The sequence below is a fragment of the Priestia filamentosa genome, from assembly GCF_900177535.1.
Taxonomy (GTDB): domain Bacteria; phylum Bacillota; class Bacilli; order Bacillales; family Bacillaceae_H; genus Bacillus_I; species Bacillus_I filamentosa.
The window spans coordinates 42,323-64,282 of the sequence record NZ_FXAJ01000007.1; the positions used below are offsets into that span (position 1 = coordinate 42,323).

Consider the following 21,960-nt stretch of genomic DNA (forward strand, 5'->3'; position numbering starts at 1 on the left):
TTACCTCTTATCGAATTTATAAGTTAGCTGATTAACTGTGAACACTTTGCTTCCATTTATCACAAGATATAATGTCATGCCTACTCATTTACACTATTTCGACTGTATTTTTTGATACCACTGGCTTGCAGCTTCTACCTCTTCAATTGTTAATTGATGGCCTTTATTCTCCCAATGAAGTTCTACATGTGCATTAGCTTTTTCTAATAAGGATTGAAGCTCATTCGATTCCATTGGCGAGCAAATCGGATCATTTGTCCCAGCAGCAATAAACACAAACTTACCTGATAAGTCCGGAAGATCAATCCCTTTTCTCGGTACCATAGGGTGATGAAGAATAGCACTCTTTAAAGCATTTTGGTAGTGAAATAATAAACTAGCTGCTATATTCGCTCCATTTGAGTAGCCAATGGCGACAATATTATCACGATCAAAACTATATTTTTCTGCTGCCTCATCAAGAAATTCATTTAATTCTTTTGTTCGGAAAATAAGGTCTTCTTCATCAAATACCCCTTCAGCCAATCTTCTGAAGAATCGAGGCATTCCATTTTCTAATACATTTCCTCGAACACTTAAGACAGAAGCCTCATCATCAATTCTTCCTGCGATAGGCAACAAATCTAATTCATTTCCACCAGTACCATGTAGTAATAATAATGTTGGTTTTGTGGAATCTTTCCCTTTATTGAAAATATGCTTCATTATTTATCCCCCTCCAGAACACGAACCTCTACTTGCGGTAAGGTTTCTTCTAATTCTTCTCTTTTTGACTCTAACCAAGATGGCAACATCAGTTTTTTTCCAAGTTCATGGATAGGTTCATCCACTGAAAAACCTGGTGGATCAGTTGCTATTTCGAAGAGGATTCCTCCTTCTTCATGAAAATAAAGAGCTTTGAAATAGTTTCGATCGAGAATTTCAGTTGGATAATACCCGTTTTCTAGAAGAAGTGCTCTCCACATTTGATGATCTTCCTCGTCAATAGCTCGCCATGCTATATGATGAACCGTTCCTGCTCCCATCAACCCCCGAACTGAAGGATTTAACCGGATATCAATCGTATTCCCTATAGAACCTTCAGATTTAAATCTAAGAAATTCTTTTTCTTGGCCCATGCATTCTAATCCCAAAATATTTTCTAGCACGTGGGTTGTTTTATGCGGCTGTGAAGAATACAAAACAGCACCACCAAACCCTTTAATCGCATGTTCAGCTCCAACTCCTCCAAAGTTCCAAGTATTCGCCGGTCCCCCGTCTCGTTCTGTTAATTCAAGTTGGAGTCCATCAGGATCATTAAATTGTAAATATTTTTCACCAAAGCGAATGGAAGAAGTAAATTCGACTCTGAACTTCCGTAACCTATTCTCCCAAAAGGAAAGCGAACCCTTTGGTATAACATAGTTAGTCACACCAACTTGCCCCGTCCCAATTCGACCTTTTAGCTGTTTAGCCCATGGAAAAAAAGTAATAACACTACCTGGTTGACCTGTTTCATCCCCAAAATACAGATGGTAGACTTCCGGTCGATCAAAATTGATAGTTTTTTTAACAAGTCGTAACCCAAGTACGCCTGCATAAAAGTCGATATTTCGTTGAGCATCGTTTACCATTGCTGAGATATGATGGATACCTGAGGTTTTTTGCATTTTATCCTCTCCGTTTCATCCATGGGATTTTATAAGGATTTATTTAGGTCTTTTTACTTCAAAGATTTCACCAATTTTCGCATAATCATTTCCAGCTAACCGACTTACTGCAGCCAATCCATTAGGATTGATTCTTCCATTTTTATAAATATCCTCTTCAATATGAAATTGAACGACTTTTCCTATAATCAAATCGCATCCAGGGGTATCTGAACCTCCCAATTCTAAGGAATGCTCTAATGAACATTCCATTCGAATTTTCGCTTCCTTTACACCGGGTACCGAAATCTTTACACTCTCTATGGGAGTTAAATTAGCTAACTCAATCTCACTTTGATTAGAAGGTAGACTTGCAGCTGTTTGATTTATTTTCTCAACATTTTGTTCGTCAACAATATGCACAACAAATTGCTTAGACTCGATGATATTTCTCGCTGTATCCTTTTGTTTCCCCGCAGAGCGTTGAATAGATAGAGAAATCATAGGCGGGTTCGATGATACAATATTAAAGTAACTAAATGGGGCACCATTTAAATTACCGTCTTTTGAAATCGTAGTGACGAAAGCAATAGGTCTAGGTATAATGCTCCCTATTAGAAATTTATAAATTTCTCTTTCGGACATAGAACCTGGCTCAATTGAAAGCAAAGAAATCATCCCTTTCGCAACATTAGTCTAGTTCTCTTACTTCAAACGGCAGTAACACTTGTTCAATTTTCTCTCTCTGAGGCTCATATTGTAATGGAAGCATCAAATTTTCGCCCATTGTCTCTTGTGATTCATCATGAGCAAATCCTGGAGGATCAGTTGCAATTTCAAACAGGATTTCGCCATGTTCTTTAAAGTAAATCGCATTAAAATAATTTCTATCTCGTACAGGTGTGACACCATAACCATTTGTTGCAATATATTCTTGCCAATCTAGTTGATCTTCATCGTCAATAGCTCGCCATGCAATATGGTGTACGGTACCGACACCCATTTGTCCACGTCCAATAGTAGTCAATTTAAGATCAATAATATTTCCTAACTCAGCTGTAGAACGGTAACGAGCGAAGTCTCCTTCTTTACCGACTAATTCAAGACCCATTACCTTTCCCAATAATTCTGCTGTTTTATTAGGTTGAGTTGATAGTAAAGTTGCTCCCCCAAACCCTTTAATAGCGACTTCAGGTGTTACATCACCAAAACTCCATGTATTGAGTTCGCCTTCTTCTCTTTCAACAATCTCCAAGTGAAGACCATGAGGGTCATCAAATTCTAAATAGTATTCTCCAAAGCGTTCCATTCTAGTAAACGCAACATTGAATTTTTCTAGCCTTTTTTCCCAGAATTCCATAGCACCTTTAGGAACTACATAAGAAGTGACGCCTACTTGACCCGCTCCTATCGTACCTTGGCGAGCACCTGCCCATGGAAAGAAAGTAATAATGGTTCCCGGCTTACCACCTTCATCTCCAAAATAAAGGTGATACGTACCCGGGTCATCAAAATTGACGGTTTGCTTAACTAAACGTAAACCTAACACACCTGCATAGAAATCGACATTCTCCTGTGGATGCCCTACGATTGCTGTAATGTGGTGAATACCCATTGTTTTTTTACTCATTTTTAACACTCCTTTGTTATATAAAATCTGATTATTAAAACAGGTTGATACTTTATGTTATACCGGCTTATAAAGTAAAAATCTACTAATATTCATTTCAAACCCAAAAATCTCTACTTTAATACAATCTAGAATAAAAATGCATCAAGAGCATACTGACCAGGACCTGTTAAAGCTACGCCTATCGCAACAACAAGTAAAGTTAGATTATATTCATATCCATTATCTGTTGCCCATAATCCATTTGGACCATGCACCTTTACAATAGCCATTACCATTGTGCCTGCAATGATAATTCCTGCAAGTGGTGTTAAAAATCCTAATACAAACAAAATTCCTCCAATAAGTTCTGCTAATCCTGCAAAAAGAGCTATTTTTACTCCTGGCTTCATCCCAATGGATTCAAACCACCCTCCTGTACCTTTCAAACCATGACCGCCGAACCAACCAAATAATTTTTGAGCACCGTGGCCAACAAATAGTAAACCAATTACCAAACGAATGATCAGTAAACCAACATTTATCATTTTAAATTCTCCTAAATAATATTTATCTCGAATTCGAGATAATAAACTAAAAAAATAGTGTCTAAACTTTATCTTTTACTTTTTCCAAAAGATGGACAAGCGTTTTTGCCTCGTCAGGATTTAATGAATCAAACATATCATTAACTATCTTATAATGTTTCAGCATGATTTCTTTCATTAATTCATTTCCATCATGTGTTAATGAAACATGGATTACACGACGATCCTCTTGACAAGTGTTTCGACTTAATAAACCTTTTTGTTCTAGTTTATCTATAACATAGGTCATCGAACTACTTGAAACTAATATATAATCCCCAATTTGGCGAATCGTTTGTTTCCCTTTTTGGTAAAGCACCTCTAAAACAGAGAACTCCATTATATTTAGCTTATTTTTCGACATCTCTTCCTTCATTCTCTCATGAACTGCTTTAGATGTTTGCATTAATACCAAAAAGGGCAAATTCGTGCATTTCCGCTGCATTTGGTTTCCTCCTTTCAAAATAACTTCAATCGAATTATCTCAAATTAAAATATCTTGAATATGAGATAATTGTAATACTTATATTTTTTTCTGTCAATGTTTTTTGATAATGAATTTTCAATAAATGTTCTGTCCGATTTTTATTGTTTTTTACAATTAACAACTTGCTTATATCTATTCTTTTTCATGATGTAAAACCCATCCCATAATCCTACATCTTGGCTATTTTAAATTTACGATTTTATCGGAAAGGATTAAATAATTTCTACCCTCATGTACAAAATAAAGACAATGTCCCTTTTTTAGAAAAGGAGAGAACTAAATATGCTACACAAAGCGAGTTCACTTAATACAGCTTATATGAAAAAGACCTTGGTGCTGTTTGACCAAGATCTTTTGTTATTGTGAAGTAAAGCTTTTTTTGAAGTCTATAATTATGTGAAATATATGCTTCTTCGATTTTTTTGGAAAACAGACAATTAAAGTTCCTAAAATATTTAAAACTACAAAAAAGATGGATAAACCAAAGAGTAAATCAAGGAAAAAACCAAAAAATATGATTGCCATTCCTATATAAAACAAAATATTCAAAATAGTTTCTTCTCTTTTATCAATCGTTTCCTCCATTTGCGAGGTTAAGAAATTAACCTTAATTAGTTTAACAACTGTTGTTTCATATATCTCACTTAACTTTAAAAGGTTTTGACTATTAGGATAACATTCGCTATTTTCCCATTTATAAACGGTTTCTCTAGATACATTCATTTTTTTAGCGAGATCCTCTCGAGACATATTTTTTGACTCTCTTAAATTCTGTAATCGCTCACCTAAATCCAACTCCATCATTCCTCCTGTAATACCACTTTATAACATCTATAAAAAATAATCTATAAGCACTTTAGGAGATGGAGACTTATGATTAACAGGATTAATAGGGTACATTTTATTTTCAGAAAGACATTGACTATATTTTAATGTTCTCATAAACCATAATTTTCCGGATAGAAAAGGCGACAATCATTGTAGCCAAATACTCTATCAATAAATGCAAAGTCAGCTCTATTACATACTCTTAAACCTTCTTTTTATTCAATCCGTTATACTCGTTTAGTACAATGAAAGAGGAGCTGCTGCAGCAACTCCTTCTTTTAAACTCTTGTCACCCGTTCTTTTTAAAAAAACTCAAATTAGCTTATATGAATTTGCAACCATGTTTGAATCTTCACCATTAATCCACTGTATTTCCTCTGAAGTCAATTGAATATCTAGAGCTTGGATACTCGAATTTAACTCCTCTATGTTTTGTGATCCTATCACCGCACAAGAAGGAAACGACTGATTTAGTACAAATGCCAAAGCAATATGATTGGCATTATATTTAGGTCCTTTTTGTTTAGCTAACTCGTTGGCTCTTCGTAAACGTTCCCAGTTAGTGTCATTGTAGTAGACTCGAACAATATCTTTGTTTGATTTGTCCTCAGGTGAAAAGCGTCCTGTAAAAAACCCGCTTGCCTGGGAAGCCCATGAAAAAAGTGGGAAGTTCCTTTTTTTATGCCATTTAAGATCAGTCTCGTCCACATATACAGTTCCTGGCCAACGGGGTTCGTTGACTCGGGCTAAACTGAACGATGGGCTATTTACAAGCAAACGATTATACCCTTTTTCATCAGCATATTTATTCGCTTCTTCGATACGTTCCGTTGACCAATTGGATACCCCAAATGCTTTTATATAACCCCTATTTTTAAAATATTGTAGCATATCCATAAGGATCTCCACTGGTACGGATGGATCATCACGATGAAGCAAGTACAGATCTATATAATCCGTTTTAAGTCTCTCAAGACTTATCATTAAATCATGCGTAATATCTTTAGGATTGACTCTTTTTTTCCGTCCATCATGAAGGCCATTTTCATTTACAAAATGATGACCCCCTTTGCTAATAATAATTATATCTTTACGGTTCTGTCTTTCTTCTAGCCACATACCTAACGTAAGCTCAGCATAACCTTGGCCATAAAGATATGCTGTATCTATCGTGTTTCCTCCTTGTCCTACAAATGCGTCTAACATCTTAAACGAAAGAGCTCTACAGTCCGGTGAGAAGCTCGAAGTCCCTAAAATAAGTTGTGAGCACCCACGATCCATTCCTCCGATTTCTATATATCTCATTTTGGTCACTCCTATTCTATCATTCGTTGGAGCATGAAAGTTTCACTTAACTAAATGACTGTAAAATTACAATAAGGTATGGATTCATCCTGAACTTTTAGCCATCTCTCGCTCATCTGATAAATTTAAATCACACTTGACTTCTGACGCATCAATGATTCAAAAGATTGCCCTTTAAGACATTTTATCCATTATTTTTTCATCACTCTTGTTGAATGCTATTTCCCTATGTCCATCAACTAACTTTCTATAACGGTAAAAAACAAATAACGCACACACTAAACCAATGATTGACAAAAATGCATCAAAAATAAAAATGAATTTAATATTACCACTTTTCGACATAAACCCTGTCACAAGTGGCATAACGACAGAGGCAAGTCCCCCTGCTGTAGCAAGAATTCCTGTCGCAGTTCCTTTCTTTTTCCAGAATAGTTCATTAATCGTTGCAATTGACAATTGGAAAATACCAGCAGTTGAAAACCCGACAAAAAAGGAGGCTACCGATACGATTTCAGGCGACCTAATGGTTAAAATAGCTACAATTGAAGTAAATGTAATGATGGGATAAATCACAAGGACTGTGACAGGACGCAGGAATTTTTTCAGTAATACAGCTAGTGATAAAACAGATACGAACATCCCGACACTATAATAGCTGAGTAATTTAATGGATTGAACTTCTGTCATCCCTAATACTTGCTGACCAAAAGAAGGCAGCCAAATTTGAGCCACAGTAAATAGTCCGGTAGAAGTGAAGCCAATAACCACAAGGGCAAGCCCCTCTTTCTTAAAATTTGGTTCAGAGAGAAACTTGGTGCTTCCATTAGACTGGTCCCTCTCGGAAGTTTGCACTGTACGATGATTTGGAAAAGGAACCGTAATCAAAAACAACATATTTAGAAAGTAAATAGCAGCAGGTATAAAAAAAGCATAGCCGTAAAACATTCCCTTACTTGCAATAAACGAAATCATTAATGGCAAAAGTCCTGTGCCCACTGCCATAAAAGCTTTGACCATTACACTGGCAGATCCAGCTGACTTTGGAAAAATCTCAACTAAACCTGGATACGCGCCTGCATCAAGTGCTGAATTGGCGCATCCAGCCAACAGTGCAAGAGCAAATGCAATTTGATAGCTTGGAGCCAACGGAATGCCTGCCAGAAAAACGGCTAATCCAAAAGCTCCAAAAATAACTAATGGCTTTCTTCCAAACTTGTCTGATAGACGCCCTGATAACGCATAAGTAAGCAGCTTTCCAATTCCAATTGCAGAAATAATATAACTAATCCCAGCGCTGTCCGTACTCCACTGACCCGTTAACGAAGTCATATTTGAAATCAGTATGATATTCACCATACCTAGTAAAAGATAACTTGTATACATGCTTAGTGCTGTCTTTATATACATTTCCAACAACCCCTATCTACCGGAAAAAGTTTTCGAAAAGACCGGTTAATTTAGATCATACAGGTATTTATACAATTGGAATCGTGAATACTTACAAGCTGAAATCCGAATTACTTAAATCAACCTCATTAAAGTTAAAAAATAAAAGTATTTTAACGTTCTATCTTCTTAGGACTTTATATAGAAAGAAATTTTTCAAAAAAACTAAGTGATCTTTGTAACCGCTGTCAATTTATTGATCTATTGTATTTGTTTTTATAACATTTTCTTTCTCTTATCCATCACTTTTCTTTCTTAGATCGCCACCACTATACTAAATATTCAGTTTTTTAACTTAAGTTGAATATCATATGCAAATTCCAACAGTTCCCAAATAAAGGAGGAACATGCCGATACTGATAGGCCGCCCCTCTATGATTAGACTACTTTATCGCCGCTACAGCTGCCCTTAAACCAAGAAGATAGCTTTCCACCCCAAAACCGCAAATTTGTCCTTTTGCAATTTCAGCAAAAACCGAATGATGCCGAAACTCTTCTCTTGCGTGAATATTAGACATATGAATCTCAATAATTGGTGCAGTAAGAATGGCAAGCGCATCACGCAGCCCATAACTATAATGAGTCCATGCACCGGCATTGATGATAATGGCATCCTTATTCTCTAGAAAGGCTTGATGAATTCTTTCGCACATCTCTCCTTCATGATTAGTCTGAAAACATTCTATTTCAACATCTAACTCATTCGCTAGTTCATTTAGTTGCTCGTTGATCTGATCAAGGGTGATTGTACCATATTGAACAGGGTCCCTTTTTCCAAACATATCATGATTGATTCCATGTAACATCAGAATTTTTTTCATATTATCTCCCCCTTTATTTTTATAGAATGGGCATTCCCATCCTTCTATAACAATAAGCAAATATCTTACAAATACAATAAACGTTATCTCCCCATTCAATATCATTTTTAGTTGATTTCGCGTAATATTGTTCAATAGATTAAGTTGTTATTATATTTATAGCAACAATTTTCATCTTCAGACTCATCACGTTTTTGTGAGGTGAGACCACGTTTTCAAAATTCATGTACATTTACTCGACCTGCATTTATTAACGCTTCTGAAAAGAGTAAGCTTCGAAATACGCCTTTGCAGTCTGCAAGCAACGCCGCGCATGTTCCTCATATCCTAACTCTTGAGCGCGTTTATTATGCGGCAGCTCAATTGAGTAAGGAATCTCAGGAATACGCTCCACGATACTCGCAATATCAATACACCCCTCTCCTATGTACAAACGTTCCTCACGAAGAATCTTGATCATCTCTTCTTTTGATGCCGGAATTTTCGCAGGTGCATCGCAAAGATGGAGAAATCGGAACCATTCACGTGGTACTGCGTCCAAATCCTCAATCTTATCCCCTGCACGATGGAAATGATGGATATCGATCATAAGACCAGCATTTTCCTGATTTGCTGCACGTAGAACATTAAGAGTTTCCGCAAGATTTGTCACACTTGCAATAGGAACATACTCTAATTCTATAGTTAGTCCGAACGGTTTAGCCAGCTCGCAAAGTTCAATAAAACGCTCCATATATAAATCGCGATCATTCGTCCAGATACTACTAAGAACATGGCGCCCGCCAAGTTCAGCCGCAACTTCCATAGCAGGTACATACTTCTTTGGATCAACGTCATCACAGATACGTGCTAGCTCAATGTCTAGAAGCTGTATGCCTGTTTCAGCAAGTGCCTCTTTCGTTTCCCGCATCATCTGTTTATTTTCAGCTAACGCATAGTTAGGCTCGCCAGGTAGACCCATATAAATGGGTCTAAGGCTGACGAAATCATAACCGGCTCTCGCGGCAAGGTAAGTCATCTCTGGTGGTGTGCAACCAAGTGTTGTAAGGTGGGCTAAGGAAAATCGATTTGTCATCTTCTTTTATCCCTCCAAGTGTAGAGTGTTTTTTAGATTTATACAGATACGTGATGAACCTTCTTATCCGGAGAATAAATATCCATTATATTCCAGTGTCCAGAGGTTGGAACAGGATTGTTTAACATAGCGACATCGATGACAACTGGTTTGTTTGATTCAATGGCCCGTTGTAAAGCAGGTTTAAATTCTTCCGCTGCTTCAATTTTAATTCCTTCCACTCCATAAGCCTTTGCGATAGCTGCATAGTCAGGAGAGTAAGGGTTTCCATCTCTTTCAAACAACGTACCAAGAGTTGTTCCATAATGGGCTTTTTGCAATCCTGCAATCGTACCAAACGCATAATTATTCATGATAATCCACACAACTGGGATATTTTCTTCAGCCGCTGTTGCAAGTAAGGCAGGATTCTGCCCAAAACCGCCGTCGCCTACCAACGAAACAACCACTTTATCCGGTTGAGCAATTTTTGCTCCTAGGGCCGCTGGAGCTCCGAACCCCATTGTAGCAAAACCGCCAGGTGTTAAAATACTGCCTGCTTCATATATTGGAAACTGCTGTCCTACTCCATTTTTATTCCAGCCTACATCTGTTGTAATGTACGCATCCTTCGGAAGGACTTCGCGCACTTCTTCTAAAATGCGCTGAGGCTGCATTGGGAAAGAATTATCTGTAATAAATTTTTGATTACTTTTTTTGAATTCTTCTCGATAAGAAGCAATTTCTTGTTTAAGTTCCTCATTTTGTAATCCTTCTGGAACTAATTCTTTTGCCACACGATTTAACACAGTTAACGCTTGTTTTAAATCTGCTACCGCTCCAATTTCGACTGGGTAGTTCCGGCCAATTTCGCTTGGATCAATGTCAATTTGAATCAATTTTGTAGGCGGGAAGTTAAAGGTATATTCTGATTCCCATGAACTGCTATCCGCTTCAGCAAAACGAGTGCCTAAGGCAAAAATATAATCTGCTTCTTTACATTTATCATTAATAAACTTCGTTCCCCAGAAGCCTGTCATCCCTAATGTAAATGGGTGGTCATCAGAAACAGCGCCTTTCCCCATAAGAGAATGAGCAACTGGAATATTCAAATGGTCAACTAGTTCTCTCAGTTCCTGAGCTGCATCTGCTAGCAAAATCCCTCCACCTACATATAAGAGAGGATTTTGGGCATTTACAAGCGTTTCGATGATCTTTCTCGCTGTAATCTCATCAATTGAAGGCTTATTAAGCATTTTCGTATTATGGTTTAACTTTTCAAATAACGCCGGATCCACTTCTTTCGAGAAAATATCCATTGGTACTGATACTAAGACAGGACCAGGATTTCCGCTTTCCGCCAATTGAAAAGCCTTCTCCATAATTTCAGGAAATAAATCAGGACGATCCACACGCCATGCACGCTTAACAAACGGACGGTAAATTTCATATTGTGAAGCATCAGCATGTAAATTAACTTCCTGATGAGGATGTTTACCATAGTAGTGACTTGGAACATCCCCGGCGATCACGACCATTGGAATCGAATCTAAAGCTGCGTTAGCAACTCCTGTAGCAGCATTCGTTAAGCCAGGTCCTAAATGGCTTAATAAAACAGCCGTTTGTTTTTTTACTCTCGCATACCCATCAGCCATATGAGCAGATATTTGTTCATGTCTAACATTAACGAATTTGATTGAACTATTTTCCAAAGCTGTTAAAACCGCAATATTTGTATGTCCGCAAAGACCAAAGATATGTTCGACTCCTCTATCTTCTAAATACTTGACTAATTGATGAGAGATGAGATTGTTCATTGTTTTTGTTCCTCCTTAAAATTCAGAATCGTTTTTCTATGCTTTCCTGTAACAGTCTCTTCAAAGGTCTGTTTATACTCCGCGAAAGGAAGAATCATAGAAGCAATTAATTACTGACGCCCTTCATTATCCTTCCCCACCCTTGTTAACGCTTACAACAAGCTACCTCATGTTCACTATTCGTTAATAGGAAGCTGTAATACTATCATTTTTGTTTCTGTCATATCCTCAATCGCGTAACGAGGACCTTCACGCCCAATTCCACTATTCTTCACACCGCCATAAGGCCAATGATCTAGTCTGAAATTCGACGTTCCATTAATCACAACACCACCAACTTCTAGTGAGTGGGCAACTTTATAAGCCAAATCCATTTTATTTGTAAACAGTCCTGTCTGGAGTCCAAAGGACGAATCATTAGTCTCTGCAATGGCTTCTTCAATAGTTTCGTAAGGAATAATACTTACTATCGGTCCAAACACTTCCTGACAAACGACTTTACTATGTTTAGGAGGATTTAATAAAATCGTTGGTTCTACTGTTGCACCATGTTGTTTGCCTCCGCATACAACCGTCGCTCCTAGCTGAATAGATTCATTGATCCAATTCATCACCCGTTTCGCTGCATTTTCATCAACTAAGCAGCCAACATCTGTATCTGGTAATGAAGGATCTCCAATTTTAAGTTTTAATACCTCTTCTTTTAACAGGTCCGTAAATGTTGGAATAATTGATTGATGTACATAAATTCGTTGAACAGAAATACAGCTTTGTCCTGAATTACTGAAACCTGTTCTTGCACACAAAGTGGCAGCACGCTTTAAATCTGCATCTTCATGGACAATAGTAGAAGCGTTTCCACCAAGCTCAAGGAGTACTTTTTTCATATTAGCTAATTCGCATATATTCCTAGCAGCCACTACCCCGCCTGTAAAAGAAATCACATTAATGCGGTCATCTTTTACAACTTGCTGTCCAATTTCCACTCCGCCAAGCACCATATTGATAGCGTTTTTAGGAAGCCCAGCCTCTAATAATAACTTTAATAATTCAGTCGCGATTAACGCTGTTTGAGGAGCCGGCTTCAAAATCACACTATTTCCTGCTGCAAATGCTGGGCCAACTTTATGGCAAACAAGATTTAGAGGCGCATTAAATGGTGTAATAGCAGCAACGACCCCAACAGGTACCCGAAAAGTAGAAGCAATCGCTTTCGTTCCTCTTTCAGAAGCATCACCAGGCAATGTTTCTCCTGTTAAGCGTTTTGCTTCTTCACCTGATAATTCTAATGTTTCAATGGAGCGAGATACTTCATCAAGCGTATTTTTTAAAGGTTTTCCTAATTCAAGAGAAATAAGCTCAGCAAATCTCTCTTTCCCTTGTTCTAGTAAGCTAGCTGCCCGCTTTAAAATTTTTCCTCGTTCATGAGAAGGAATATTAGCAATTTGTTTTTTTGATGCATAAGCAGAGGCCAAAGCATTTTCTACATCTTCTGGTGTTGCGAGTACTTGCTCACCAACTACTTCTCCGGAGTAAGGACTTTTAATTAAAACACTTTCACGATTTGTTTCAACCCATTCCCCATTAATATAAGGATGTGCTTTTTTTACAGTCGTTTTTATCATGTTTTATCACCTATCTTTCTAAATGATAGTTTGTTAATTACTTTAGGTTTAAATAAAAATAGTATAAACGCTTTCATTTTTGGTTTTTTTCGACAACTAATTACAGATAATTGATGGTCTCCCCTTTTTTGTTTATTTATACTCATCAAACTTCGTATCTATATTCCACTGAGCGGAACATGATTACACTCTATGAAACTTTAAAGTGATTGTATATCAATTTTTTTGTTTTTTCAATAGTTTATCAATATAAAATTTTCAAAAAATTATCTATAAAGTTCTTAATTATTGAGTTATAGTTACTTTTAATAGGGAAAGGGATGACATCTAAAAAAACTTGATTGCAAATAAAATTCAGTGTAGGATGTAAACAAGTTCCAACTAGTGGAATTCATTTTAATCAACAAACCATTTTATTACACATAAAAGGATGATGAAAAGATGCCATTAGAAAAAGAAAATGGAGGACAAGGAATACGAACCGTTCAAAGAGCGTTGGATATTCTCGCTTGCTTTGATGAAAAACAACCCCAATTAAATTTAACTCAAATTTCAGAAAAGATAGGATTAGCTAAATCTACAACAACTAGACTTTTGGCAACCCTAGAACAAAATGGATATGTAGAAAAAGATTTATCAACCCTTAAATATAAACTTGGTAAACAAATTTATTATTTGGGTCATATAGCTGGTAAATCCATTGAGTTAAAAACTATTGCAAAACCTATTATGGAAAAATTACGAGATGAAACAAAGGAAACCATTAACTTACATACTTTAGAAGGAATCTATAGAGTATGTATTGAGCAGGCGCTAGGCCTTAATACGATAAGTCATAGTATTAAAATTGGAGTAAAGCACCCTTTATGGGCAGGCGCTGGAGGAAAGGCACTACTTGCTTTTCAAAATGAGGAGTTTATTCAAATGGTTTTAGAAACTGCAGTCAATCCTAGACCACAGTTAATGGATGAATTGGAAGAAATAAAAACAGTCTATTTTTGTAGTAGTATTGACGAAGAAGAAATCGGCTCTTCAGCTGTTTCTGCACCGATTTTTGATATAAACGGAGTTGTCAAGGCATCTCTTTCGATTTCTGGACCAACAAGTAGATTTTCTCAGGAAAACATAACAAATTACCAAAAAATCGTTAAAGATGCTGCTTTTTTAATTTCTTCTAAAATGGGTTACGTTCATCAAGAAAAAGTCCTATAAATGTATTCTGAAAACTTCTTAACCAATCATTATTTTCTAGAAGATCTATATCCATGTGACCTGCCAAATTAGAGATAATAATAGTATCACGTTGACAACCCCACAGCTCTGAAGCAGTGGGGGTATTTTCTATGACATTGTAATATTTATCTTTTACAAGAAAGTCGCTATATTTTAGACTCACCTTATTTAATAAGAAAATGGAGAAGACTATATGTATTAAATAAACACAGTTAAAATAAAACAGTATTAAAAATGGACGTATGTTTACTCCTATGTACGGTTAACTAGAAGTCATATTCATTGATATAAGGAGCCTTTAAAATATAAGGACGGATTTAACCTCTCATAAATAATAGTCATGGTTATCTCCACAGTAAAACCCGTCCAATATTCATTGATATATGAGGCGGTCTGACGTATATATGATTTATAGCTAATTAGTTGTTTACATAAAACACATAGCTTAAATGTTCTAAATTTTCTCTTATACATTAATATAAATAGGTCCTCTCTAATATGTATAAAAGGTGGCTATCTTATTGCTTATTAAGGGAGGAAAACAATGAATAATAACTATACTCAAAATGCAATTTTTGAACATACCTTTTGGATTCAAGTTTTAAAAGACCATTCACAATTTATCTTAGATTCTTTAGCAGAAAAAGAGAAAGAAGAAATACAAATAGCTAAAACGTTCATTCAATCGTTTAGTACTTTGTTAGACAACATCAAGGGTCCACCTTATCATATAGAAAAGCTTACAATGGAGGCTAAAGCCCAAGCATTAGCACTTAAAGAATTTAAATTATCCTTATTAAAAAAGCACTTAACAACTGACTTTACTATTCATCTTACACCTACTTTCCTAAACCATATGGTCAATGAACTTGATGAGTATTTATTAATTCTTAGCTACTTAGAAAAGAAACAAGTTCCACCCATCTTTCATGAACTTCACCATCATTTACTATGGACTTTAGATGCTGCAGGGCATGCTGGAGCTATTTCCGATAGTCTTGACGCAGTAGAAAAGAAGCTGAAGCAAAAGAGTATGCAGTTCTCTACCCACTTTGAACATTTTTATCTGAAAGCTGTAGAGTTGACCGGATATTTAAGAACAAATCTCGAATCCTTTCCCGCATTAAAGAAAATGAACAAAGACGTTAGGTTAGAAATAGAATTATTTCAAGTATTTCTTCATGAGATCGAAGAATTAGAACTATCAAACGAAATGCTCAGTACATTTTCTGCTCTAATGGCAGATCACATGATGAGAGAAGAATGCTACTATTTAACAAAATTAGCACAATCAACGAATACAGAAAATCCATCTTGTAGTCCTACCTCCTCCAACTATAAGTAGGTTTGAACTTTCTCCTTTGCATTTCTAAAATTTTAGGTAACCTATAATTACACAAATAACGTTAAGATAAAACTTTATTATCGTATGGTGTTTTAGTCACCATAAAGTAAGTTATCGGTATATAAATTAAAGAAAGCCATGTTCTATCATGAGTAGGACATGGCTTTTACACTATATTGAATCATTATCTGTATCGTCTAAATGAGAAAAACTGAATGATATGGACTTATCATACATAGTCCCACCCTAAAGACAAAGAATAAATGATAACGCTAGAAGTTAATTTTTCGCAGAATTCTCTATAATCATAAAGAATTACCCAACTACCATATTAAAAAATAATACAAAACGTAACGTGACATATTTTGAGAAGGAGATAGTAGAATGAACAAAAGTCAACAAAGAAAACCATCAAAACCTGTTCATCCTAAATTAAATACAATTCATACAACGTTTAAACAAGCTTTTATCATAAAAAAGAACCCTTTCCCCTGGATAAAAGCTTTAAATGCTGGACTAGCTGCTGCTTTACCTATAGTTATTGGATTTTCTTTAGGATATCTAGAGTATGGTTTGCTGGCTAGTATTGGAGCATTTACCTATCTTTATGTATTTAATCAACCCTATGCACAAAGAGCTAAAAGAATTTTTTGTGTAGCGCTAGGGATGTCTTTATCTATGGTCCTTGGCTCCCTTTTAGCTCCCTATCCGCTCGGAACTTCTATAGTTATGGGACTCATTGGAGCCGTAGCTATATTTATTTTTGGGGCTTTAAAGATTACGGGTCCCTCTGCTCTATTTTTTGTCTTAAGTTTTGCAATGGCTACTGGTATGCCTAGCGATCCATCACTTGCTCTTTTGCGTGGGGGATTTGTCTTTTTAGGAGGCGGACTATCTTGGATAATTTGCATGGCAGGTTGGTTTATATCTCCTCATGGACCTGAGATAACTGCCATAAAAAAAGTATACGTAGAATTAGCCTATTTCTTAGATTCAATTGGTAAAGCAAATTTTGATATTGCAAGACATCAAACAGTTTTAGTAATGAAACAAGCAGAAAATATGCTATTAGCAGGTTATTCTTCTAAGAGGAAGACAGACACATTTACAAGGTTGTTTCTGTTAAATGAACAGGCTAACCGAATATTTTTAGAGACTCTCGATTTATCCATGGAGAAAAATCTAACAATACCATCTGAATTAGCACAATCCCTCCGAAATTTAGCTCAGGCTATTGGGACTAAAAAGAGAAAGACGGCTAACATTTTAAGGTTACATGGAGTAGGTAAAGAGTTGGAAAACTTATTCATGAAAATTCATAATGCCAGTAGAATACTAAATGACCCTATTGAGAAAATACAACAAGAAGTAAGAATTTCAAAACCTTCTCTCAAAACCACTTTTTTAAATGCTTTTGATAAAAATTCAATCGTGTTTCTCTCTGCTATAAAATTTGGAATAATCCTTATGCTCGCTTCTATTATTGCCTATTCATTCGGTTTTGATCGATCATACTGGGTCCCTTTATCTTGTGCTGCAGTCATGTCTGGACCAACAGTTATAGCAACGTTCCACCGTGCTGTTCAACGAACTTTTGGGACCATTATTGGCGTACTATTAGCAAGTGTAATTCTTGTATCTGTACACAATGGATACATGGTTGCTTTTATTATTTTGTGTTTAACGTTTCTTACAGAGCTTTTTATCGTTCGAAATTATGGAATAGCTGCTATGTTTTTTACGCCATCAGCTTTGGTTATGGCAGAATACTCAGCTAAAGTATATAAATTCTCCTTCTTTGCTACTGTAAGAATTACAGATATTATAGTAGGTGTTATTATTGGACTTATTGGCATATTTTTAGTTGGAAGAAAATCAGCTTCTAGTGTGCTTAATCATTTTACTGTTGCTACAATTCGAAGCCAAGGACAATTTTTATTGAGTTTATTCTCAAAAAATAATCAAAGTATACATTTTGAAGAGTGTAAAGAAAGAGACAGAATGCAAACAAATTTAGTTAATTTATTAACAGTCTATGATACAGCTTTAGGTGAACTATTTAGTAATAAGGCCAAATTAGAATCGCTATGGCCCGTTATATTTTCCGTAAACCAAATAGGATATTATCTTGAATCTAGCTTTAAATATTATGAAAGGCCTACTCTTCCAGATAAGGACCTTGCTCAATTGCTTTATGTTTTTGAAACAATGGCTCTTACTTTAGAGAACAATCAATACCCAATCGAGAAACATGTACCTGAAATAGAAGGATTCTCAAATATTCAAAATCAAATCCTCAATCTACAGAAAGCTCTTCGATTTGAGGAATCGTTTTAATTGATGAATGAACTTCACTTAATTTTGGACAAACTGCTCCTTTAAAGTGCGTTGTTCTTTTTTAAGAATATGTATCGTTTCTATTACCGAAATAAAAGGGAGAGATATTAGCTCCTCTACCTTTAATACTCTAACCGTTTTAATAAAAGGTCTTAAAGCATGTAAAGTATCAACATATGAGGCTATACAATTTTCCATTTTTTAGGATTGATCATTAAAGATTTTCTTCTATATACCATAACCTAAATTCGAAGGAATGAAAAAAGCGCAAAATCATTGAACAGCAATGTTTGCGCTTTTTCCTTTCTCTTAAGTATACTTAATGGCCCAGCGACAGGATTCCTACCATAGACCGCAAAGTAACATCATGATGCAAATGATTCACCTAATGTTGAAAAACAACTAATTGAAAATAAAGCGGGAACAAGTCAATTAGAGACGTATTCAGCAATTACAATATTTCGATATATCCATCTGTTCCATTTATTCGAATGCGTTGCCCATCTTTTATCAGCTTGGTGGCATTTTCTACACCGACAACTGCTGGCAAACCATATTCACGTGCAATAACTGCTCCATGGGTCATCAGTCCACCAACTTCGGTGACTAGACCTTTTATCGATACAAACAATGGTGTCCAGCTAGGGTCGGTAAAGGAGGTGACTAATATATCTCCATCTTCTAGATCAGCATCTTCTATGTTTATGATGACACGTGCTCTTCCTTCGATAACTCCAGAAGAAACCGGTAGACCTACAATAGCTTCGGATGGGAGATTTTCTCGTTTGTACTCACCTGCAATGATTTCACCGTCAGACGTGATAACACGCGGTGGAGTTAGTTTTTCATATAATTTGTACTCGTCTTTTCGTTCGCTGATGATCCTATAATCTAGTTTATTTGTGCGTACGACTTCATGAAATTCTTCAAAAGTGAGATAGTATATATCTTCTTTTTCATGAATAACGCCCTCTTGTACGAGTTGTTCAGCTTCTTTTAGTAAAGCCTGCTTATAAACGAAGTAGCGATTAACCATGCCGTATTTTGGATATTCTCGATATCCGATGAAATTCCGGATTATATCAATCATTCGTTTTGTTTCTTTAGCTTTTTGTTCACCCTCCGGTAATTGCTTCAATCGATCTAATAAATCTTGTTCTTTTTTCAAGGCAACACGCCGTCCTTGCTCAAATTTCCTATAGCTAGCATTAGGCTCAATGTTTTTAATATTATTGAGAATCATAGGGACAAGTGTAATTGGTTTTTCACTCCAACGAGTTTTAGTAATATCGATTTCTCCGGCACATCGCATTCCATATTTGTTAAGATAAGCAATTATTGCGTCATGGGTTTCCTGTCCCCCATCAATCTTAACCAGTTCATCCAAAAAGTTATCATCTTTTACATGTTGTAAATAATGGATTACTTCTGGATAAGGGCGAATCGCATCTGCAACATCCAATAGCGCCAGACCCATTTCCGAAGTAATATTGTTTGGAACAGATTGGGAAAGTGTATCTGCTACGTTTTTTTCACCTAACCATTCTTTCATATTGTCATTGATCCATGATGAAGCATCTATAGCAGCCATAAACACAGCAGAGCTTTGTGGGTCAAATAAAATTTTCTTTAATCTCTGGATATCTTCCAGAATAAAGTCAAATAAATCCGATCCTAATTTCGTTTGGATATTTTGTTTTAACTCTTCTATCGATGATTGACTTCTCTTAATTAAATCAGAAACGATTGTGGGCTCGTTTTCGATTTGTGTCCTAGAACCCTTGGGCAACAAACTTTTATCGCTTATATCGGAACTCTGTTCGCGCTTATCAGTTGGTAAAAGCTTTATAAAATCTCCTCGCTCTATTATGGTCATAAGTGCGTCTTTCATGAGTGGATCGTGTTGTCCCATGCCACCTAATATCATTTTTCTGCTGTCAGGTGAAGCCAGCATATGTGTGACATCAACAAACAACCTTCCACCAGCTTTGCGCATCGGTGCATTAGTCGTTAACATCCAAAAAGATAAGCCCAATGGTTTCATGGGATCAGTCATCATTTGTTGATGACCGACAGATACGTAAACGTGATTCTCTTCATCATTTGCTTCAGGGATGGGATATAAAGTAGTAATTGGTCGACTCTGAACAATATAAAATGTATCATCAACTAAACACCATTCGATGTCCTGGGGGAAACCAAAATGAGCTTCGATCTGTCTTCCAATGCGTGCTAGTTGTAAAATCTGTTGATCAGTAAGTGTTTGTGTCTTTTGCTGATCCGGATCGATCTGTTGTGTCTCTGTTCCGCCTTCTTCTCGTCCATAGACAGCCAATTTTTTGGTTGCTATCCTCTTATCGACGATTTTATCTTCCTGTACTTTGTAACAATCTGCAGATACCAAGCCAGAGACTAGTGCTTCTCCAAGTCCAAAACTGGCATCAATTGATAGCGCCTTTCGGTTAGAGGTAATTGGATCAGCGGTAAATAAAATCCCTGAAGCATGTGAGAAAACCATCCTTTGCACGATTACGGATAAATAAACTTGACTGTGATCAAATCCCTTTTGCATACGATAGATTACCGCACGATCCGTAAATAGGGAAGCCCAGCATTTGCTGATATGCTGCAAGATTGCTTCTTTGCCGGTGATATTTAAAAAGGTATCTTGTTGACCCGCAAAAGAGGCATGTGGCAAATCTTCAGCAGTTGCACTAGAACGCACTGCATAAGCATGTTCCTCGCCAAACCGGGAGAGATAGTGAGCAACAGCTTTCCCAACGTCGGAAGGAATCTCTACTTCCATAATGATTTTTCGAATTTTCCTGCTAATTTCACGAATTTGAACTCGATCCTCTACTTTTAGCAGTGTTAATTGATCCAACAATGCGTGAAACACTTCGTTTTGTTCGAGAGCTTTTTGATAGGCTTCTGTTGTAACACAAAATCCTGCCGGTACTTGTATTCCATGAATTTGCGATAGTTTCCCTAAATTCAATCCTTTTCCTCCGACGAGTAAAAGCTGCGTTTTATCAATCTCCTGAAAACTGAGAACATAAGAACCCATTTCAACTCTCCCCTTCTTTTAAACTTTATATGTCACAATCCCACCTTTGATAATTTGGAGCATATCTCTAATTTTTTGGAGTATGTCTTCATTAGAGTTGGTTCGATACCTTTGCAAGTTGCAAAGCCTCTATGCATAAATCAGATCAATGACATATGTATAAATTCTAGAACTTAACTCTAAACATAAACAGTCTATATTTTATCTTATTTATGTTTTATAATTAAACTGGGAGAGATATATTTATTTTCATTTTCTAGTTTTTACTGTTGAAGAAGAAGCAAAACTCTGCATCAACCTTTGGTACCCAAATAAAAAAACAAGGTGCATCCAGTATAGAATTTTCAGTTTTAAAAAACCCTATATATCAACGTTTTTCATGTACAGTATAAAAGTTGTAACATAACATCCTTCTGGTACTTGTAGGTTCCTGTATTCCTTGAATTTTTAATCCCCCTAATTTTAACCCTTTTCCACCCACAAGCAAAAGCTGTGTTTTTTTCCGTTATGTTTCCTTATTGATGAATATGATAGTTAATAAAATGGTAAAAAAATTTACTGAATCTCTAATTAAACTCTGCTTTTTTATTTGAAATTTCCAGTCCTCTTAACCGCTCTTCTACATCTAACCCAACCCTTTACTTCAAAAAAGCTTCCTCCACCTTGAAGAACACTTTTACACCTTCTTATAGAAATATATGTTATATACTCTTTAAAACATTGTGTAACTTCTCAACAAATGCCTTATATTTCCATATAATGAATTAT

The 21,960-nt window shown here is 36.2% G+C and carries 17 protein-coding genes; 3 read left to right on the plus strand and 14 right to left on the minus strand.

The features are described 5' to 3' along the window. Window positions 1–93 precede the first annotated feature (93 nt). The 13 genes from B9N79_RS20560 to B9N79_RS20620 form a co-directional block, all read right to left on the minus strand. Entirely contained in the window at window positions 94–705 is a 612-nt protein-coding gene (locus B9N79_RS20560; RefSeq protein WP_019390692.1) for an alpha/beta hydrolase, read from the minus strand. Continuing rightward, window positions 705–1,649, minus strand: a complete 945-nt coding sequence (locus B9N79_RS20565; protein WP_085118872.1) for a ring-cleaving dioxygenase — start codon at window positions 1,647–1,649, stop codon at window positions 705–707. Before B9N79_RS20565 ends, B9N79_RS20560 begins: the two co-directional genes overlap by 1 nt. Window positions 1,650–1,688: 39 nt before the next feature. Beyond that, on the minus strand, window positions 1,689–2,297 hold the full coding sequence (locus B9N79_RS20570; protein ID WP_040058020.1) for a flavin reductase family protein: 609 nt from the start codon (window positions 2,295–2,297) through the stop codon (window positions 1,689–1,691). A gap of 22 nt (window positions 2,298–2,319) precedes the next feature. Then, window positions 2,320–3,258: a ring-cleaving dioxygenase gene (locus B9N79_RS20575; protein WP_085118875.1), complete on the minus strand. Its 939-nt coding sequence runs from the start codon at window positions 3,256–3,258 to the stop codon at window positions 2,320–2,322. Window positions 3,259–3,386: 128 nt separating this feature from the next. Beyond that, complete coding sequence (locus tag B9N79_RS20580; protein ID WP_019390696.1) at window positions 3,387–3,785, minus strand: DoxX family protein; 399 nt, start codon at window positions 3,783–3,785, stop codon at window positions 3,387–3,389. Window positions 3,786–3,846: 61 nt separating this feature from the next. Continuing rightward, the gene (locus B9N79_RS20585; protein WP_040058022.1) at window positions 3,847–4,269 is read right to left on the minus strand and encodes a MarR family winged helix-turn-helix transcriptional regulator; all 423 of its coding nucleotides are present in this window, start codon (window positions 4,267–4,269) and stop codon (window positions 3,847–3,849) included. Window positions 4,270–4,668: 399 nt separating this feature from the next. Continuing rightward, complete coding sequence (locus tag B9N79_RS20590; protein ID WP_026009440.1) at window positions 4,669–5,106, minus strand: helix-turn-helix domain-containing protein; 438 nt, start codon at window positions 5,104–5,106, stop codon at window positions 4,669–4,671. Between the two features lie 345 nt (window positions 5,107–5,451). Then, window positions 5,452–6,444, minus strand: coding sequence for an aldo/keto reductase (locus tag B9N79_RS20595; RefSeq protein ID WP_085118878.1), 993 nt, complete (start codon window positions 6,442–6,444; stop codon window positions 5,452–5,454). A 174-nt stretch (window positions 6,445–6,618) separates the two neighbouring features. Further along, a complete protein-coding gene (locus B9N79_RS20600) occupies window positions 6,619–7,854 on the minus strand; it encodes an MFS transporter (protein WP_040058024.1) in 1,236 nt (411 codons plus the stop codon). Between the two features lie 422 nt (window positions 7,855–8,276). Beyond that, complete coding sequence (gene aroQ / locus B9N79_RS20605) at window positions 8,277–8,714, minus strand: type II 3-dehydroquinate dehydratase (protein WP_019390701.1); 438 nt, start codon at window positions 8,712–8,714, stop codon at window positions 8,277–8,279. 250 nt (window positions 8,715–8,964) lie between these two features. Further along, the gene (locus tag B9N79_RS20610; RefSeq protein WP_040058025.1) at window positions 8,965–9,789 is read right to left on the minus strand and encodes a sugar phosphate isomerase/epimerase family protein; all 825 of its coding nucleotides are present in this window, start codon (window positions 9,787–9,789) and stop codon (window positions 8,965–8,967) included. Between the two features lie 38 nt (window positions 9,790–9,827). Next, window positions 9,828–11,585, minus strand: coding sequence for a thiamine pyrophosphate-binding protein (locus tag B9N79_RS20615; RefSeq protein ID WP_040058026.1), 1,758 nt, complete (start codon window positions 11,583–11,585; stop codon window positions 9,828–9,830). 176 nt (window positions 11,586–11,761) lie between these two features. Further along, entirely contained in the window at window positions 11,762–13,210 is a 1,449-nt protein-coding gene (locus B9N79_RS20620) for an aldehyde dehydrogenase family protein (protein WP_085118880.1), read from the minus strand. Between the two features lie 441 nt (window positions 13,211–13,651). Here B9N79_RS20620 and B9N79_RS20625 point away from each other — a divergent pair, with 441 nt between their 5' ends. From B9N79_RS20625 to B9N79_RS20635, 3 genes are all read left to right on the plus strand, one after another. Then, window positions 13,652–14,422, plus strand: a complete 771-nt coding sequence (locus B9N79_RS20625; RefSeq protein WP_019390706.1) for an IclR family transcriptional regulator — start codon at window positions 13,652–13,654, stop codon at window positions 14,420–14,422. 565 nt (window positions 14,423–14,987) lie between these two features. Beyond that, window positions 14,988–15,788 carry a DUF2935 domain-containing protein gene (locus tag B9N79_RS20630; protein ID WP_040058029.1) on the plus strand — a complete coding sequence of 267 codons (801 nt, stop codon included), beginning with the start codon at window positions 14,988–14,990 and terminating at the stop codon, window positions 15,786–15,788. Window positions 15,789–16,172: 384 nt separating this feature from the next. After that, the gene (locus B9N79_RS20635) at window positions 16,173–18,125 is read left to right on the plus strand and encodes an FUSC family protein (protein WP_085118882.1); all 1,953 of its coding nucleotides are present in this window, start codon (window positions 16,173–16,175) and stop codon (window positions 18,123–18,125) included. Between the two features lie 451 nt (window positions 18,126–18,576). On the opposite strand, the gene ppsA is transcribed toward B9N79_RS20635, so the two are convergent. After that, the gene (ppsA, locus tag B9N79_RS20640) at window positions 18,577–21,192 is read right to left on the minus strand and encodes a phosphoenolpyruvate synthase (protein ID WP_046217037.1); all 2,616 of its coding nucleotides are present in this window, start codon (window positions 21,190–21,192) and stop codon (window positions 18,577–18,579) included. Between the last annotated feature and the right edge of the window lie 768 nt (window positions 21,193–21,960).

Bases quoted from the DNA above. Each gene is read 5' to 3' on its own strand.
- B9N79_RS20585 (WP_040058022.1), bottom strand. From the start codon at position 4,269: ATGCAGCGGAAATGCACGAATTTGCCCTTTTTGGTATTAATGCAAACA.
- B9N79_RS20565 (WP_085118872.1), bottom strand. From the start codon at position 1,649: ATGCAAAAAACCTCAGGTATCCATCATATCTCAGCAATGGTAAACGAT.
- aroQ (WP_019390701.1), bottom strand. From the start codon at position 8,714: ATGAAAAAAATTCTGATGTTACATGGAATCAATCATGATATGTTTGGA.
- B9N79_RS20620 (WP_085118880.1), bottom strand. From the start codon at position 13,210: ATGATAAAAACGACTGTAAAAAAAGCACATCCTTATATTAATGGGGAA.
- B9N79_RS20575 (WP_085118875.1), bottom strand. From the start codon at position 3,258: ATGAGTAAAAAAACAATGGGTATTCACCACATTACAGCAATCGTAGGG.
- B9N79_RS20625 (WP_019390706.1), top strand. From the start codon at position 13,652: ATGCCATTAGAAAAAGAAAATGGAGGACAAGGAATACGAACCGTTCAA.
- B9N79_RS20615 (WP_040058026.1), bottom strand. From the start codon at position 11,585: ATGAACAATCTCATCTCTCATCAATTAGTCAAGTATTTAGAAGATAGA.
- B9N79_RS20600 (WP_040058024.1), bottom strand. From the start codon at position 7,854: ATGTATATAAAGACAGCACTAAGCATGTATACAAGTTATCTTTTACTA.
- B9N79_RS20595 (WP_085118878.1), bottom strand. From the start codon at position 6,444: ATGAGATATATAGAAATCGGAGGAATGGATCGTGGGTGCTCACAACTT.
- B9N79_RS20635 (WP_085118882.1), top strand. From the start codon at position 16,173: ATGAACAAAAGTCAACAAAGAAAACCATCAAAACCTGTTCATCCTAAA.
- B9N79_RS20580 (WP_019390696.1), bottom strand. From the start codon at position 3,785: ATGATAAATGTTGGTTTACTGATCATTCGTTTGGTAATTGGTTTACTA.
- B9N79_RS20610 (WP_040058025.1), bottom strand. From the start codon at position 9,789: ATGACAAATCGATTTTCCTTAGCCCACCTTACAACACTTGGTTGCACA.
- B9N79_RS20560 (WP_019390692.1), bottom strand. From the start codon at position 705: ATGAAGCATATTTTCAATAAAGGGAAAGATTCCACAAAACCAACATTA.
- B9N79_RS20630 (WP_040058029.1), top strand. From the start codon at position 14,988: ATGAATAATAACTATACTCAAAATGCAATTTTTGAACATACCTTTTGG.
- ppsA (WP_046217037.1), bottom strand. From the start codon at position 21,192: ATGGGTTCTTATGTTCTCAGTTTTCAGGAGATTGATAAAACGCAGCTT.